Source organism: Alicyclobacillus dauci (assembly GCF_026651605.1).
Taxonomy (GTDB): Bacteria; Bacillota; Bacilli; order Alicyclobacillales; family Alicyclobacillaceae; genus Alicyclobacillus; species Alicyclobacillus dauci.
The window spans coordinates 3697863-3715038 of the sequence record NZ_CP104064.1; the positions used below are offsets into that span (position 1 = coordinate 3697863).

At 49.3% G+C, this 17176-nt stretch carries 14 protein-coding genes and 1 pseudogene; 10 read left to right on the forward strand and 5 right to left on the reverse strand.

The annotated features are described in order from the left end of the window. Positions 1-189: 189 nt before the first annotated feature. A pseudogene (locus tag NZD86_RS18685) lies at positions 190-963 on the forward strand (IS110 family RNA-guided transposase); the annotation flags it as partial. 153 nt (positions 964-1116) lie between these two features. Here the strand turns inward: NZD86_RS18685 and NZD86_RS18690 are convergent. From NZD86_RS18690 to NZD86_RS18700, 3 genes are all read right to left on the reverse strand, one after another. Further along, positions 1117-1437, reverse strand: coding sequence for a YciI family protein (locus NZD86_RS18690; RefSeq protein WP_268043569.1), 321 nt, complete (start codon positions 1435-1437; stop codon positions 1117-1119). Next, positions 1434-1874: a MarR family winged helix-turn-helix transcriptional regulator gene (locus NZD86_RS18695; RefSeq protein ID WP_268043571.1), complete on the reverse strand. Its 441-nt coding sequence runs from the start codon at positions 1872-1874 to the stop codon at positions 1434-1436. Before NZD86_RS18695 ends, NZD86_RS18690 begins: the two co-directional genes overlap by 4 nt. Before the next feature lie 69 nt (positions 1875-1943). After that, on the reverse strand, positions 1944-3056 hold the full coding sequence (locus tag NZD86_RS18700; RefSeq protein WP_326492597.1) for an IS1595 family transposase: 1113 nt from the start codon (positions 3054-3056) through the stop codon (positions 1944-1946). Between the two features lie 1129 nt (positions 3057-4185). On the opposite strand from NZD86_RS18700, the gene NZD86_RS18705 reads away from it, so the two are divergent. The 9 genes from NZD86_RS18705 to NZD86_RS18745 all read left to right on the forward strand — a co-directional run bounded on the left by NZD86_RS18705 (position 4186) and on the right by NZD86_RS18745 (position 14561). Beyond that, positions 4186-5901 carry an alpha-keto acid decarboxylase family protein gene (locus tag NZD86_RS18705; RefSeq protein ID WP_268043572.1) on the forward strand — a complete coding sequence of 572 codons (1716 nt, stop codon included), beginning with the start codon at positions 4186-4188 and terminating at the stop codon, positions 5899-5901. 622 nt (positions 5902-6523) lie between these two features. Further along, complete coding sequence (locus NZD86_RS18710) at positions 6524-7279, forward strand: DeoR/GlpR family DNA-binding transcription regulator (RefSeq protein WP_268043573.1); 756 nt, start codon at positions 6524-6526, stop codon at positions 7277-7279. Positions 7280-7312: 33 nt separating this feature from the next. Next, complete coding sequence (locus tag NZD86_RS18715; RefSeq protein WP_268043574.1) at positions 7313-8608, forward strand: four-carbon acid sugar kinase family protein; 1296 nt, start codon at positions 7313-7315, stop codon at positions 8606-8608. A gap of 22 nt (positions 8609-8630) precedes the next feature. After that, positions 8631-9644: a 4-hydroxythreonine-4-phosphate dehydrogenase PdxA gene (gene pdxA / locus NZD86_RS18720; protein ID WP_268043575.1), complete on the forward strand. Its 1014-nt coding sequence runs from the start codon at positions 8631-8633 to the stop codon at positions 9642-9644. A 117-nt stretch (positions 9645-9761) separates the two neighbouring features. Next, entirely contained in the window at positions 9762-10745 is a 984-nt protein-coding gene (locus NZD86_RS18725) for a 2-keto-3-deoxygluconate permease (RefSeq protein ID WP_268043576.1), read from the forward strand. 174 nt (positions 10746-10919) lie between these two features. Continuing rightward, a complete protein-coding gene (locus tag NZD86_RS18730; protein ID WP_268043577.1) occupies positions 10920-11975 on the forward strand; it encodes a nucleoid-associated protein in 1056 nt (351 codons plus the stop codon). Positions 11976-12199: 224 nt separating this feature from the next. Beyond that, on the forward strand, positions 12200-13177 hold the full coding sequence (locus NZD86_RS18735) for a bile acid:sodium symporter family protein (protein WP_268046942.1): 978 nt from the start codon (positions 12200-12202) through the stop codon (positions 13175-13177). Between the two features lie 389 nt (positions 13178-13566). Beyond that, complete coding sequence (locus NZD86_RS18740) at positions 13567-13875, forward strand: hypothetical protein (RefSeq protein ID WP_268043578.1); 309 nt, start codon at positions 13567-13569, stop codon at positions 13873-13875. A gap of 74 nt (positions 13876-13949) precedes the next feature. Further along, on the forward strand, positions 13950-14561 hold the full coding sequence (locus NZD86_RS18745; protein WP_268043579.1) for an FTR1 family protein: 612 nt from the start codon (positions 13950-13952) through the stop codon (positions 14559-14561). A 123-nt stretch (positions 14562-14684) separates the two neighbouring features. Here the strand turns inward: NZD86_RS18745 and bioB are convergent, their stop codons facing one another. Together bioB and NZD86_RS18755 are read right to left on the reverse strand one after the other, a co-directional pair. Continuing rightward, positions 14685-15593 (reverse strand): biotin synthase BioB, encoded by a 909-nt coding sequence (gene bioB, locus NZD86_RS18750; RefSeq protein WP_326492598.1) that lies wholly within the window; start codon positions 15591-15593, stop codon positions 14685-14687. A gap of 45 nt (positions 15594-15638) precedes the next feature. Further along, positions 15639-16856 (reverse strand): IS110 family RNA-guided transposase, encoded by a 1218-nt coding sequence (locus tag NZD86_RS18755; protein WP_268042741.1) that lies wholly within the window; start codon positions 16854-16856, stop codon positions 15639-15641. Between the last annotated feature and the right edge of the window lie 320 nt (positions 16857-17176).

Consider the following 17176-nt stretch of genomic DNA (forward strand, 5'->3'; position numbering starts at 1 on the left):
TCATTCTATCCTGCGTGCTTCTCCGAGGAGGAGAGCGACATTCTGTGGTGCACCTGGTCGTCGTAGTCAGTCTAATCAGCGGGCTCGAGGCACCAAGGAGTGACGACCTGCCTTCGCCAGCCACCAAAAAATCATTCAACACAAAGGCATTTTCATCCTTCTGCTGGTGCCGCCCCGGCGGCATGGGAGTCTAATCTATGTGTACAAACGAAGCTACAGTTCACAGCGATTCTGGATCAGGCGTTTCCCGAGTACAGGGGCGTATTTGGTGACCTCTACTCGAAGGTCTCCTTATATGTATTGCGGGAGTTTCCGACAGCAGAATCCGTTCTCGCAGTCACACAAAATGAGCTGGCAAGTCGAGTCGATGCATTATGTCCAAGCCGTTCATCAAAATGGGCATCTGGAAAAGCTGAGGAAATCATCGCAGCAGCTACCCAGAATCCATTTTACGGGGCTCGATTGCAAAGCCACATCTTCAGTTTGAGGATGTACATCGAGATCATCCTTCAATACCAAGAGCACCTATCCACACTTGAGAATGAGATAGATGCTCTCGCTGAAACATTTGAAGAGTGGAGAGTTGTTCAATCCACCCCCGGTGTTGGAGAGAAAATCGCCGCCACGATTATCTCGGAAATTGGGGAGATTGATCGGTTTAATCACCCAAAGAACCTTGTTGCTTTTGCTGGTGTCGATCCAAGTGTATTCGCATCAGGCAAGTTCATAGCGAGCGTCAATCGAATCACGAAACGAGGCTCCAACAGGCTCCGACACACGCTTTACGTTGCCGTACTCTGTGGGTTGAGAAAGTCAGGTTGCAAGAGACTCAAGGCGTTCTACGACAGAAAACGCGAAGAGGGCAAACCTCACAAACTTGCCGTCGTAGCGTGTATTAACAAAATGATTCACTGGATTTATGCAATACTGAAGCACAACAAAACATTCCTAGACTTGGCATAGTGACCAGTAACGTCACGTAAAGAGAAAAACCTTCCAACTCATCTGGAGGGTTATTCAAAAGCGGCGCACACAAATTGATTCATTTCTCGGATAACAAAGACGGTGTACGCATTGACCCTCAATGTGTACACCGTATCTCGATGGAGAAGTGGTTTATGAACGATTCCTCAAATTCACGAGAACATCATCGAGTAGAAAGTTATTTTCTAGCGTTGCTTCTTCCACCTCGACGATTCTTCGATCTTGATAGTAGTTTGCTCTTGTGAATGGGTCTCCCGCAAGTAATCCTTCTGCTTCTTCCTGTGAGTCGGCTTTCAGAATCATGATTGCAGTTCCGTCTTTACCGGGACCGCAAAAGGGTAATTTGCCCTGTCGTTTGAGTTCTCCCAAATACGAGACATGCCCCTGTATGAGTTCGTCCGTCATCAAATGCCTTTGCTTATTTGACAAATGAACGATAAATTGTCTGTTCATTCCGCTGCCTCCTGTAACATTCGGTTCAAATTCTCAACTTGTTCTTTTAACTGTGCGAACTCTCCATTCAACACGGTGTTCAGTGCCTTGTCTGCCTCTACCAGCAGTGGGTACGCCTTATCGCATGCCTCCTTTCCCGCATCAGTCAAACTGACCAATGTCTCTCTCCTATTACTGGGGTTGAGAACTCGGTTGACCAACCCGCTACGTTCCATTCTGGACAAAAGTGTAGTGACGGTTGGACGCTCCAGCTCAAGTAGATGGCTGATTTCGCTCGGATTTGCGTATTCCTTGTCACGCAGTACGCCAAGCACGTAAACAGAGGAGGGAGTTAGCCCAAGCGGCTTGAGGTAATTCCCATACCATGCAAATACTTTCTTACGTGCCTGTGTCAACTGGAACGCCAAACAGTTTGTATAAATCTCTTTATGATCCATGATTCGTATACTAACAATTAGTATACGAATAGTCAATGAGAGCACCCTGATCTGGAATCCTTGAACGGTCTATGCCGAGATTTTACCTACGTTGGACACACTCAAGTTGTAGTAACAATCAGCGTGGCAAAGCAAATCGGGATCACGCTCACCAGTCTCATGTGACACGTAAAAGATGCTCCCAATGTCTTGACCTTTCAGAATTGGCTCGTTGCATAACGCACAAGTCCCTTGCGGTACGGAGGATTTATAACGAACATTTTTATTGTCAATGCACGACATAGCGAGGAAACGACGTTCCCACGTACCAGCGGCAATATCACGGGTCGTATCGACATAAGCAAACCACGTCATATAGTTGTCCAGGTATTTTGTGGAGACACCTTTGAAACGTTCCATCCATCCCTTCAAACGGCTGTGGTAGGCATTCACACTTTGGATGTGGTAAATACCTCTTGAATGCTCACCTTTGTTCTGATTGAGAACCACGTGTTTAATGCCAGCGTTTTTGCAGACGGTTTTGTACCCACGGAAAGCATCAGTACACAACACCGTGTCTGAACCGATTGCAGGCAATAACTGACGAGAAATTTCTTCTGTTTTCATGCTTGGCATGACCAATGACACCGTACGAGCGGTCCGGTCACGCAATACCAGTACAGGCACTTGCTCCTTACTGCGCCCTCGTTTGTGGGCTTCCTTTCCGTGCCTTCGTGGGTAACGCCCAAATACTTTGAAGAACGCTTCTCTTCGTGCATCGGGGTCCATCTTGTTCTTAAAATGACTTCCTTTGTATGACTTGCGGAAGAAAGTCTCGTCCGCTTCAACAATTCCGTTCAGTGTGATCGTAAGATCGGTTCTGGTCCGAAGGGACGCCAGAATTCGATGACGCCATTCAAACGCTGTTGAAACCGCAATCCCAAGTTCCTTGGCGATACGACGACAGGAATATCCGTCACGCATACACCTTGCCACCTCGTCCCACATATTTGCGGGCTTCTTCACATATGCAAGAGGTGTACCCGTCAAATCGGTAAATGTGCGACCACAGGACTTACATTTGTATCGTTGACGATCACTCGTTTTGCTGAACTTTCCGTAGCGTACGGTAGATTTACCTTTACATCTCGGGCACACCATCCCGCTTTTGAAGTGGGCTTCTCGCAAGTGCCGAATGTTCATGGCAATACCTTCCCTCTGGTTTTATGCCTCGATTCTACGTTCCTCCCAACATTTTGGTCAAAATATACACAATTAAACCGAACAGAGCCTTAAGCTAACATACAAAAGCATCTATTTTCACTGGCAATATTGACAAGCTATTAGCTGGTTTTGTTCAATAACCACACTACTAGACGAATGAGAACTGTCCGTACTACGAGGATTGCCAGGTTGCTCTTTGTCAGAGAACTACTTGCGCACTCCTGGCCGGGTAGCAAGGGCACCTTGCGGTGCCCTTGCCCCCTCAGAACCGTGCGTGACAGTTTCCCGTCACACGGCTCAAGCCACCTTCACCAGTTGTCTCTGCAACCCACTGCGGGGAATGCGACTTCTCGCATGCTCTTTCGAGTGTGACCCGTTGACTCGTCTCTTGGACGGATAATTGGGTTCATAACAGGTCACGCCATTCACCGTGTGCTACGAGATTTCCAGCTAGATGACCCTGGGCAAGTCAGCACGCTTTCGCGTTAGGACAATTGGTGTTGCCACCGTCCCTATCCACCCCATTACAGGATGGCATTCGCTTTTTGCCCACTCCTCTACCCCCTGGGGATTCGGCATCGCTTGCACTTTGCTTACTGTTCGGCTATTCCAACAGACCCCATCGGGCTTACCTTGTTTCATCGATAACCCATTAACCAAGTGTTTAGGTGCCCCGACTCCCGCGATAGCGCTTGGAACTGCGAATCAGCAATCTGGGAGTGCTGATCCCGACTACTTGCCTTTTGGCTCAAGCGTGTCAGAGTGTTTCGCTTGTCTTGCATAACGCGGTTTATAAGGGGTTCACTTTCGTTCACCATGCACCTGTAACCTAGCTCCGGTTCGAATCACCCTATCGAACTCGGCTACATTGTCTCGTGAGCTAGCGCAAGACAGCGTTACCGCCATCCCACGTCACGGTAGGTTCGCGCCCGCAGTTCTGGGCGGGTGGATTCACACCACATGATTATCGACAACTTACAAGTCGCAACTCAGATGTACAACAACAAAAGTGTTTATAAATAGAACATCCCTAATCGCTTGAACGCCGAATAACCGGTCCAATAAAAGGTTAATATCATACAGATAAATCCTTAGGAGTGTACAATCGATGGAAAACATGATGGCTGTGAGCGGCTCTGGCTCGCAATCCGGAACGACTCAAAAAACACTTGGCCAGTATTTGTTCGATTGCCTGAAGCTGGAGGGCATTACTGAAATTTTTGGTGTCCCCGGAGACTATAATTTTACACTGCTAGATACGCTGGAACGGTATAACGGCATCCGGTTTATCAATGGACGGAACGAACTGAACTCGGGCTATGCGGCGGATGGCTACGCAAGAATCAAAGGCATAGCCGCTCTTATTACGACCTTTGGAGTAGGGGAACTCAGTGCCTGCAATGCAATAGCTGGTGCCAACAGCGAGAATGTGCCGATGATTCACATTGTGGGGGCTCCTCCTGAGAAGGATCAAACGGAGCACAAGCTGATGCACCACACTCTAATGGACGGAAATTTTAATGTCTTTCGAACCGTGTATGAGCAGATTACGGCTTATACCGCAGTGCTCACGCCGGAAAACGCCGAGATTGTAATTCCGACCGCGATTCGCATTGCGAAGGAAAAGAAAAAGCCGGTATACCTGGTTGTAGCCGATGATTTAGTGACCAAGCCGATCAACATCCGGAAAGAGCCGGAACCGACACGTCCAACGTCCAACCTGAAAACCCTTCAGGCAGCAGCAGATCATGTCCGCCAACTACTGGAGCGTGCCCACCGCCCGGTTATTCTAGTCGACCTCAAAACGATGCGTTTCGGCCTTCAGACAGCGGTTCGCCAGCTGGCCGACGCCATGAACGTTCCTGTTGTGACGATGATGTCAGGAAAGGGAGCATTCGACGAGACCCATCCCAACTATATCGGAATGTATGAAGGAGCTTTTGGTAGTTCCTTAGTTCAAAAGACGGTAGAAAATGCTGACTGTGTCATTGCGGTCGGCATGGTATGGTCAGACATTAACACCGCAACGTTCACCGCAAAGCTAAATCCGCTGGTAACGGTTAATATTCAACCGGACATGGTCAAGGTCGCTGAAGCGGAATATTCGAATGTATTGGCAGCCGACATGCTGCTTGCGGTACAGAAATTGGGGTACAGGGGCCAAGGAGTGCGGGGAAATGTGTCATTCCCGTACGACCAAATCACCGGCAGTGTTGACCAACCGCTGAATGCGGCCGATTATTATCCCCGTTTTCAGCAGATGCTGAAAGAGGGCGATATTGTCATCGCCGAGACCGGATCGTTCTACTATGGGATGGCGCAGGTCAGACTGCCGCGCAATGTAACATATATTGCGCAAGGAGGCTGGCAGTCAATCGGATACGCCACACCCTCAGCGTACGGTGCTAGTATCGCCGCACCAGACCGTCGGGTACTGCTTTTTACGGGGGACGGCTCCCTGCAGCTCGCAGCCCAGGAAATCAGCTCCATGCTCTATTATGGCTGTAAGCCCATTATCTTGGTTTTGAACAACGATGGTTATACCATCGAGAAATATTTGAATGTCAAAACAGAGATAAAGGATCAGCGATATAACCAAATCCCGCGCTGGTCTTACACCAAGCTCGCTGAAGTATTTGGAGGCGATGCGTTTACCATGACAGTCCGGACGAATGGAGAGCTTGATCGAGCTTTAACCCAAGCTGAGAAGGAACATGCCGGAAGACTCTGCATCATTGAAATGATCGCCAGCGATCCGATGGACGCACCCGAGTATATGGTCCGGATGCGCAGTTATATGGAGAAGCAGCAAAGTCAGAAATAGTCCCCGATTGACAAGGGTGTTCCTGATATGATCTTTCAGGGGCATCCTTTTTTTGCGTTTGCAAATTAATTTAGTCATTGTCTCCAAAGTATGTAAGCAATCCGCGCCAGAACTAGATATATAATGATCTAAAAAATATGGGACTGTCTAAACGGTCTATAATAGCCTTGGGCAGTCGTTTTTCTACAACTAACATAAAGGAGTTTCAATAAAAACCTCATTTAGTTATGATAAGGTTCTCCGAGTTCAAACCTCAAATGAATGTCATGACGTAAGCCTGGAAACTTATGTTCAATATATTGAAAGCAACTGGCCCTTCACTCGCCCCCTCAATTACCTGAAGAATTTGGGATGTTCTTATGGGACGAACCTGCCCTTAGGTTCAATAACCACTTTACAGGTTTGGTGAATTGTTATACAGACAAAACACAGCAAGCAGCCCCGTTATGATCGATGCGGTTGTTCTGAGTATAGTACTTTATTTGTCGGTACACGACCTTGTTTTCAGTACATAACTCTATTTTCCGCGATCACTTTACAAATTGCCACCAAGGTAGTATGCTGTCATTGTAACTGAATACGTTTTCAGAAAACGTATTCAGTTTATCGAGGTGATAGACATATGGTGACGATAAAAGACATCGCAAACACTGCAGGAACTTCACTCTCAACCGTTTCCCGAGTGCTAAACGGAATCGCGATCCGAGATAAGACACTCGCAGAAAAAATCCATAAAATTGCGGAGCAGATGAACTATCAACCCAATGAGGCAGGGCGAAACCTGCGAATGGGCTCGGACGACGACTTCGGACCCGTGCTAGAAATTCGCTCTAGACAAGACGTGAACGTGAAGCGACTCATTGCGGCGGAAGCTGCGAAAATGGTCACGGCTCGCGATGTTGTCGTATTAGATTCCGGATCAACTGTCGCTCAGATGGCCTTTCATTTACCGGCAGATGTGCTGGTCTATACAAACTCACTGGCCGTTGTGCAGCCAGCAGCCAAACGTGGTGTGCACGTTCACCTGGCGCCTGGATTGTATGTACCCGCCATGGGAGCTGTTTTTGGACAGGAAACTGAGGACTATTTTAGGAGACACAAATCAAGCATCTACTTCTTGTCATCGGCCCGTGTCGATGTCCGGACAGGGCTCTTCAACCTGAATGCGACGACGTATAACGTGAAACGCGTGGCGCTGGAGCATGCAAGCAGGAAAGTCCTCATGGTTCACCACGAGAAGTTTTGTGATGCGGGCTTGGACACTTTTGCACCATTATCGTCGGTTGACATGATCATCACTGACTTTGTCCCTGATATCTTCCGTGACCCGGTGTCTCAGTCAGGCGTTGAGGTCATTGAAATAGGAGGACAACAGTAAAAGACACCCACACGGAGAAAGGGGTGGTACAGGATGACAAAAGGACAGCGTATTTACGTGATCGCAGACGACTTAACAGGCGCCGCCGATGCAGCAAACTACTTTCGTACAGGGTCACACCAGGTGAGAGTGAGCTTCCGTTCCGACTCACCGTGGGTGTTTTCTCTAGGCTCAAACATCGTCCAGGTGTTCGATTCGGAGAGCCGAGCGTTGGATGAAGACACGGCGCGACAAATCGTCATGAACGCAGGAGAGCAGCTCCGAACGTCGCCAAATGTTCCCTTTCTGGTGTACAAGAAAATCGATTCGACTCTTCGGGGACATGTTGGGAGCGAGATCGAAGCATTTTTGAAATCTCTCCACCGGCGTGTTGCTGTCTTGGCACCGACATTTCCCGCAAATGGCCGAATTGTTCAAAACGGTACGCTTTACGTCAATGGATCGCCCGTGAGCCAGACAGATTTCGCGAACGACCCTCGCAACCCGGTGACCCAAGACAGAGTGGCTGATCTCGTTCGCCAAACAACAACCCTGCCCGTCATTGAGTTGACTGAGGATGTTCTGGCTCGAGGAATCGACGTCGTGGCCGAATTCATCGAGGGTGCTGCGCACAAAGAGGCCATTATCGTGGCAGACTCGACAACAAACGAGGAACTCGCGGTGATTGCAAAGGCAATTGCATACAATTCATCGGTTCTTCCCTGTGGCTCAGCTGGCTTAGCAAAACAGTTGGCCGCCTGCTGGCTAAATGATGCATCTGAAAGTGAATCAAACCTCTTACCGCAACAAATGCCATCGTGTGAACATGTTTTGGTTGCCGTTGGCAGCGCCAATCCGGTGGCACATCGACAGTTGGAGCACGTCACCCGGACCTATCAATCGTCCATTGTTGAACTACAACCCTTGCTGCTCGCAAAGCAAAATACGCACGCAATAGAACTTCAGCGCGGAAGTGATGAACTCGTTCATTGCAGTGATCAGCCAGTTGCAGGGGTCACGCTTGCTCCAGCTAGGGCAATGAGAGATTCCGCTTTACCTGGTAGCTTCGAAAGTGACTTAGCGTATGCCGTCAATCAATGGACGGAAAGTATGTCGGATCGGAACGCCATCGGATTTGTGGCCACTGGCGGAGACACCGCTTTGGCATTGTGTGAGGCTCTGAATGCGGCGGCGATTTGGCCAGAAGGTGAAGTGATAGCTGGAATCCCGTGGAGTTGGATCGAGACGAGCCACGGAAAAATCCCGCTGGTATCCAAGGCAGGCGGTTTTGGAGCCATGAGTGCGTTAACAGAGGCTGCCGGCTTTTTACTGAACAAGTGCCCAGTTTGATAACCGAATGGAGATGTTCAACATGTCAAAGCCAACAATTGCAATGACCATGGGCGATCCCGCGGGCATCGGCCCAGAAATCTCTCTGCTCACTGCCGTCAGTCGAGAGGTAAACGAGAGAGTAAACACATTCATCATCGGTGACAAAGGACGACTCGAAGAAGCGCTCGCTGTCCTGAAGCGTGCTGGTAAGGTAACGAATGAGCCGCATATTCGCTCAATCGCCAGCGTAGCGCAGGCGAAGTTCGAACCTGGGATTGTCAACGTCATGGACCTGGGCAACGTGCCCAAAAGTTTGCCGTGGGGCGAATTGAGTGCTACGGCTGGGCAATGTGCGTTCGACTACATCGAGCGAGCGGTAAAACTGGCCGTAGACCACACCATTGACGCCATTTGTACAGCACCTTTAAACAAAGAAGCTTGGAAAATGGCTGGCATCAAGTACCCTGGCCACACGGAAGCCCTCGCTGCTTTGTCGGGATCGCCGAGCTCGGCCATGATGCTCGTCAACAAAGGGCTACGTGTCGTTCATGTCACGACGCATGTCAGTCTCAAACAGGCCATTGAAATGGCAACCAAGGACCGCATTCTTGGGCGTATCCGTCTCACTGCTGAGTCCCTCTTGAGATATGGCGTGCAAAATCCCAGAATTGCTGTCGCAGGCCTCAACCCTCATGCGGGCGAAAGCGGCTTGTTCGGTGACGAGGAAGAAAAAGAGATTATCCCAGCCATCCAGCAAGCTCAATCAGAAGGTTTCGCCGTAACCGGGCCACTGCCGCCTGACTCGGTATACTCGAGAGCGGCTAACGGTCAATTCGACGCAGTTATTGCCATGTACCATGACCAAGGGCATATCGCCATCAAGATGCTGGGCTTCGATACAGGCATCAACGTGACGCTGGGCCTGCCGATTTTGCGAACCTCCGTCGATCACGGCACAGCCTTCGACATCGCCGGCAAAGGAATCGCTCGGGAGCAAAGCATGATCGAATCCATTCTTGTCGCAGCGGACTTTCTCAAAGGAACGAATCACTGAGCACGATCCGGCGCGGACACGGAAACCAGTTCGCGCCACCCCTGATTTTTCGACATCTATGAAAGCGCTTTTCGATTGCGTTTACATCACTGAGTCAGACAGAAGGAGAGGGTTTCAGTGCGTATCAAACGAACGATTGATAAAATTCCAGGTGGGATGATGATTGTTCCACTTCTCATCGGAGCGATTGTCCGAACCGCTTTCCCACACCTTGCCGACGGCACGGTGTTCAAAAGTTCGTTCACTGGCGGATTGCTAACCTGCGCGCCCGCACTGCTGGCGGCGTTTTATATCTGCCTCGGTTCGACGATTGAATTTAAAGCTGCAGGTTATATCATGAAAAAAGGTATCTCCCTGTGGCTCGGAAAGATTGTACTCGCTGCGGTGATATGTCTCATCATCAAGGCGGTGGTTCCCGATCAAAACCACATGTTTCTCGGCCTGTCTGCCCTCGCCATCGTCGCGGCGTTCTCCGACACGAACGGCGGGCTGTATATGGCCTTGATGGGTCAGTTCGGCAAAAAAGCAGAAGATGTCGCGGCGTATTCCATTATGTCGCTTGAATCTGGTCCGTTCTTCACCATGCTCATTCTCGGTGTCGTAGGACTTGCATCATTTCCGGTCATGGCTTTTGTGTACGCGGTATTGCCTTTGATTATCGGCATGATACTGGGTAATCTGGACATCGACATGCGTAAGTTCCTCAGCCAAGGACAGAGTGTGTTAATCCCCCTGTTTGCCCTTGCACTTGGTTTTGGGATTAATTTAAAGAACGTGATTTCTGCAGGCGCTTCGGGATTAATTCTTGGACTGGCAGTTGTCGTCATCACGGGTATCGTTCTAGTCCTGATCGATCGCGTCACTGGTGGCACAGGTCTGGGCGGCATGGCTGCCGCCTCCACAGCTGGTAATGCTTCTGCCGTTCCGGTAGCTGTCGCTGCAGTCTTTTCTGGCTATAGAGCAATCGCGGCTACAGCCATGGTTCAAGTCGCAGCGGCCGTCATTGTCACCTCAATCCTAGTACCCATTCTCACAGCGTGGATGGCAAGGCGTGCGGAACGAAAGGCACATGAAGCGATGAAGGCCCCAATTCACATGTGACTGTTTCGTCCTCAGTGGCTCCCGAGGAGCGTGATCGAGAATGAGCGACTCGGGTGGCCTTTTTCCAATCCAAAAAACCGTAATCTATATGAGGCGGGCTGTGAATAAAATAGGATTTACCGCTCCCTATGTCGAAAAGGTGTGTCTGCACTACGAGAGATGGGGTCGATCACGATGTTAAACTTTGCCGCGGTGAATATGGAACGCCTCGTCATTCACAGGGTTGGGAACAAAGCAAACGAGGAGGAGTTGCTATGTTCCAACGCGATCGTCAAAATTGATGACGAGCAAGTTCAACAATTGCTGTTTAAGTATCTCCTGCAACCTTTTCGGAAGAATGAAAATATCAACCGATTCTCCCACAGTACGGATATTCGTTTTAACGAAATCTATATGTATATCACTCAAGTCTTTCAGGATCCAAACACATTTCTGGAACAGTCTAAAAACATCGCTCGGCACTTATATGAGAATTCAACTCACCCCAGAATTAAGGGTGGGGAGTTCTATATGGCGTACTTGCATAACGTGGAGGACGGCGACATTATAACAGATGCCATCGGTCTGTTTCGCACCGAGAACAAGGAAACGTACCTAAAGGTGGTGGAAAGAAGCGACGCGTTTAACGTCGTGTCTGACAGTGGAATTAACATCAAGGCTCTGGACAAAGGTTGCCTAGTGCTCAACACCAACGCTGAGCAAGGATACAAGGTGTATGTCGTAGATTCACACAGCAAGGCTGCGAACGAAGCTCGCTATTGGAAGGATGACTTTCTACGCATAGAGCCCGCACGCCCAGAGGATGCCATCACGAGAGATTACATTGAGATGGTTGGGCAATTTGTGACGGACGAGATCGTAGACGAAAACAAAATTAAACCCGTAGAGCTGCGATCACGAACACTCCAGTTCTTCGAAGACAATCCCAAGTTTGAAATGTCTAGATTCGAGGAAGAAGTGCTCCAAGAACCCACCTACATTGAATCTTTTCGGGCGTATAGCGGGCAGTACCAAGAAGAACACGCCATGGAGCCACCCACAGAGTTTCAGATCTCCCCGTCTTCTGTAAAATCCGCCAAGCGCCGTATGAAAAGTGTCATCAAGCTGGATAAATTAGTGGACATCTATGTTCGATCGCATGATCCACAGGACCTAAAACACATTGAACGCGGACACGATTCGGCAAAGAACATGAATTACTACAAAATCTATTTCACGGATGAAAATTAACATTACATATGCCGGTTTAATAGACGACGATGAGTCGCTCTTTTGGCATTTGCTATGTGATGGATGCGCTGCGACCGGACGGAATCGTGTCCGGTCGATTTCGCTGAGCAATTTGGGCATCACCGAGACTTAGCACACACACTTCCAACACCATCAATTCTTCCTTGTATATTCTAAAATTTCGTACTACTATATGTGCTGACAACTCGAAAGGACTGGTAATTCTGAAAACGTTGGAAGCGATAAGTCGATTTGTTGGGAGTACGTTTGCGTACTGGGTGCTATTGTTTGCAATTGTGGCATTCATAGCACCGCATGATTTCGTATGGATCGGAAAATATACGGTTGAACTTTTGGGTGTCGTCATGTTTGGCATGGGTTTAACCTTGTCTCCAGCCGACTTCAAAGAAGTTTTCCGCAGGCCTAAGGATGTGGCTATCGGGGTGGTTAGCCATTTCGTCGTCATGCCCTTACTGGCATTTTTGATCTGTTTGGCATTGCGATTACCATCTGACATTGCTGTGGGCGTTATTTTAGTGGGAAGTTGCCCCAGTGGTACATCATCCAATGTCATGACATTTCTGGCGCGGGGCGATGTCTCCCTCGCTGTTTCCATCGCGTCAGTATCCACCATTCTGGCCCCCATTGTTACGCCAGCGTTGATTCTGTTGTTCGCAAGCAAGTGGGTGGCGGTAAACCCAGTTTCTCTCTTCTGGCAAATTGTTCAGGTGATCATTATTCCAATTATCATTGGCCTAATCGTGAAATCCATATTTCGAGGCACAGCAAAAACGACCAGTAAAATTTTGCCCCTAGTTTCAGCCATAGCAATCGTCGCAATTGTTGCCGGAGTCGTAAGTGGGAGTCATAAACAAATTGCCGCTACTGGCCTACTGATATTTCTGGCTGTCGTTTTACACAACGTATGCGGTTTTGCCCTGGGTTATTTATTGGCTAAGATCACCGGGATGGAGCTTCCGAAACGTGCGGCTGTTTCATTGGAAGTGGGTATGCAAAATTCAGCTTTGGGCGTGGCCATCGCAAAGGCCCATTTTACACCTATAGCAGCTGTACCAAGCGCAATTTTCAGTGTCTGGCACAATATTTCTGGTGCCATTCTTGCGAGCATATACAGAGGAATGAACCAGAGAAGACAAGAACGGGCGGGGCACGCGGATTCATCCGGCACGCTTGACGTTTAAGTTACAAATTTGTGGTGGTCACCCTGCGGCTAACCGATGTTCAACCCAACAAGGCCAAACAAACACCGGGGCGAATTAGAGACCCCGGTGTTTGTTTGGCCTGAGGGCGCGCACATACTCTATTTTAGCGCCGCCTACGTACGAACTTCACGAAGTTTCCTCTACTAACCGAGTAACCAACCTCTCCTTCTTGCCATGTAATGTCCCTTCGACTGCCAATCAGTCAAGTTACCACTTTCCCTCGCATATACTTCATTGTTTATCAAAACTAACAGTTGCAGTTAGGTGATACTAACTGTAGAATGTAGCCATGAATCATGACCTATTTAGTCAAGATTAGCACAAATACAGTCTTGACTGTTTATCAATTAACGAAGGAGGATACATAGTTGCAGATGAAACTGATTCGACCCAAACATCTGTTTCTGACCATAGCCGCAATGATTGTTGTTGGCGCCCTGGTCTGGCAAGGGGTTACAGCCGGAGGAAGTCCTGATCCGACCAGAAGCAACGTAGGTCACGGGGCCGCCATTGTGGATACGGGAATATTGGTATTTAGAGAAGGATTAGAAACGATTCTCGTCCTCTCCGCCATCACTGCAAGCTTGGTGAGAACTCGTCAATCTTACTGGAAGCCTATTTCGGGGGCGCAGGCCTCGCATTTGCGGCTACGCTTGTTACCTGGTTTGTCGTTGTAGGAATTATCTCTCTTGTCGGTCAGACAGCACCTGAGCTGTCAATTCAAGCAGCCACTGGCCTGCTTGCCATTATCGTGTTGTTGGTGGTGATGAACTGGTTCTTTCATCGAATTTACTGGACCGGCTGGATTTCCATGCACAACCGTAAAAAACGCGAAATCATTGATACGTTGGAGTCACCAGCTGATCAGACTGGTTTGGATACTGCGAAGTCGATAGCGTATAAAGGGCTCGTTGTTCTTGGATTCACATCCGTATACCGAGAGGGATTCGAAGTCGTCCTATTTTTACAGAGCACTCGGATGCAATTGGGATCGGGTGTGGTTGTAACTGGAGCCGCAATTGGGTTGGTGTTGACACTCCTGGTCGCTGTCCTTGCTTTCATTGCACATAGGCGGCTTCCGTACAAAAAGATGCTCGTTCTCACTGGTGTTATGTTAGGTATGGTTCTCCTGGTCATGGTGGGAGAACAAATTCAAGAGATGCAGTTGGCTGGTTGGATGCCGACCACCACGATCCCGGTTCACATTCCCGATTGGATGGGGCTATGGTTCTGCCTGTTCAACAACGTTCAATCTATTGTCGCGCAAATCGTTGCAGCCTTGTTCGTAGTCGGTTCCTACTTTGGTGCCCAATATGTACGCGTTTGGAAACCGCGGCGAAGACAGTCAGCAAAGACAGCGTGATCCGCTCCCGTTTGAGACGTATACCTGCGGGCCGACATTCTGGTCACCACCCCAGAATGTCGGCCTGTTCGTTACCCAACTGTGCGAAACAACACATGTGCACGCCGATGGCGCCCCTGCGCATCACAATGCACACGCTTCAATTTCAAATCCGAGGTCCTGAATCATCTGCCAGTCCGCGTCGGGCAGTTGACCAGCCGTTGTCAAATAGTCTCCGACAAAAATGGAATTTGCCGCATACAAACCAAGTGGCTGGAGTGAACCAAGGTTGACCTCGCGTCCGCCCGCGATGCGAATTTCTTTCGTTGGATTGACAAAGCGCATCATATCCAGGATTTTCAAGCACGTATTTGGCGTTAACTCTCTATGTCCGGCAAGAGGCGTGTCATCGATGGGATTCAAAAAATTGCAGGGGATTGAATCCGCATCGAGTTTCTTCAGAGAGAATGCCATGTCAACACGGCCTTCGTCCGTCTCGCCCATACCAAAAATAACTCCTGAGCAAGGAGACATACCAGCGCATTTCACTCGCTCTATGGTTTCCACTCGATCATCGTACGTGTGCGTTGTACAAATACGCTCATAGTTTTCCTGACTTGTGTTCAAATTGTGATTGTAGCGATGGACACCCGCTTCTGTGAGTACTTTAGCGTGCTCTGGAGTCAGAAAGCCTAGGCAACAGCAAATTTTCAAACTACTCGTTTTACGAATTTCCTTTACAGCGTCCGCAACCTGTTCAATCTCGCGGTTAGACGGCCTCCTGCCGGACATGACAATACAATACGTGCCGGCCATGCGCCGTTGTGCTTCCTCTGCCCCAGCTAGAATGGTCTCTTTACTGAGAAGAGGATACTTGTCTATCGGTGCTTCTGAGACGATAGATTGCGAACAATACGAACAGTTCTCCGGACATAACCCCGATTTCGCGTTCAAAATCATGTTCAATTTAACTCGTCGACCAAAATACTTCTTTCTATCCTGAAAATAATTGAGCGATGACCAGGGTAAAACGACATACTGAAATAAGCCCACCACAAGATGGGTTTTAAAAGGAACTCTGTGATGTCTGGAGATCATTTATGCAACAGGTTTTACGGTGACCTCCAACCCGAGTGATTGCAACTTCCGGATCGCCTGCTTTACGACTGCGTCTTTCTTGCGTGCTTCGTAATATGTTGGGCCGAGTTCAATATAAGGCTGACGTCGCTGTAACACGTAATACACGATGGTTAAGATGCTGTGGGCCACTGCAACTGCTGCACGGTTTTTGCCTCTTCGAGCTGCAATTCGATGGTACTGGGCAGAGAGATAAGTCTGCTTCGTTCTCGCCGCTGCGCGTGCTGCTTCCACCAGCGCTGCTCTGAGTTTTTGATTCCCTTTGCGTGTTTTCCCCGACTTTCGTTTCCCGGCGCTTTCATTGTTCCCTGGAGCCAGTCCTGCCCAAGAGCATAAATGGGCAGCAGACGGAAATTGGGTCATGTCTGTCCCAATTTCAGCCAGAATTTGTTCTGCTGTTCGTCGACCGACACCGGGGATGGTGTCCACTAGCTCCAGGTCTTCTTCAAAAGGGAGCATGCGCTCCTTGACTTCTTCATCCAGCCGGGCAATCTCTTCATCCAAGTAATCGATGTGACGTAATTGGGCTGCCAGCATCATTCGTTGGTGGGAGCCCATAAGCCCATTCAGTGCCTTGTGCAAATCGGCCTTCTTCGCCTTCATCCGGCCTTTGGCTAACCCTGACAATACCTCCGGGTCTTCTTCTCCGTGGATCATTGCTTCCAACATCGCCCGCCCAGATTTGCCAAGTGTATTGCTGGCCACTGCAGAAAGCTTGATGTTGGCACCTTCCAACACCTTTTGAACCCGATTCACCTCTCTTGCCCGCTCGTCAATGAGACTTCGGCGGTAGCGAATGAGTTCTCGTAGTTCCCGTTGTTCACGGTTGGGGATGTAACTGGCTTGCAACAGCCCGTGGCGGAGCAATCCGGCGATCCATTCGGCATCCTTCACATCGGTCTTACGGCCCGGAACGTTCTTCATGTGCTTGGCGTTCACCACAAGCACTTGACAGTCCGCCGACTCCAGAAGGTTGTAGATTGGCTTCCAGAATGAAGCTGTGCTTTCCATAGCAACATGCGTGCATTCATGTTGTCCTAACCAGTCAACCATCTCCAGGAGATCCTCCGTCATCGTGGAGAACGTGCGAATCTCCTTGGCCTCCGGCGTCAGCACACAGGCGACCACCGTCTTCTTGTGCACATCGAGGCCGCAACAACGTTCGTATACGACATCCATGCCAATCCTTCCTGATGGACTGGTAATATTGAAGGGCTGGTGCAACGACCATAACGGATCATTCTATCCTGCGTGCTTCTCCGAGGAGGAGAGCGACATTCTGTGGTGCACCTGGTCGTCGTAGTCAGTCTAATCAGCGGGCTCGAGGCACCAAGGAGTGACGACCTGCCTTCGCCAGCCACCAAAAAATCATTCAACACAAAGGCATTTTCATCCTTCTGCTGGTGCCGCCCCGGCGGCATGGGAGTCTAATAGTAAATGCCCCGTGTAGCAGTTCAAGTATGTTCTCGTCGGACTCCCGTAACATCGACATCGCATCG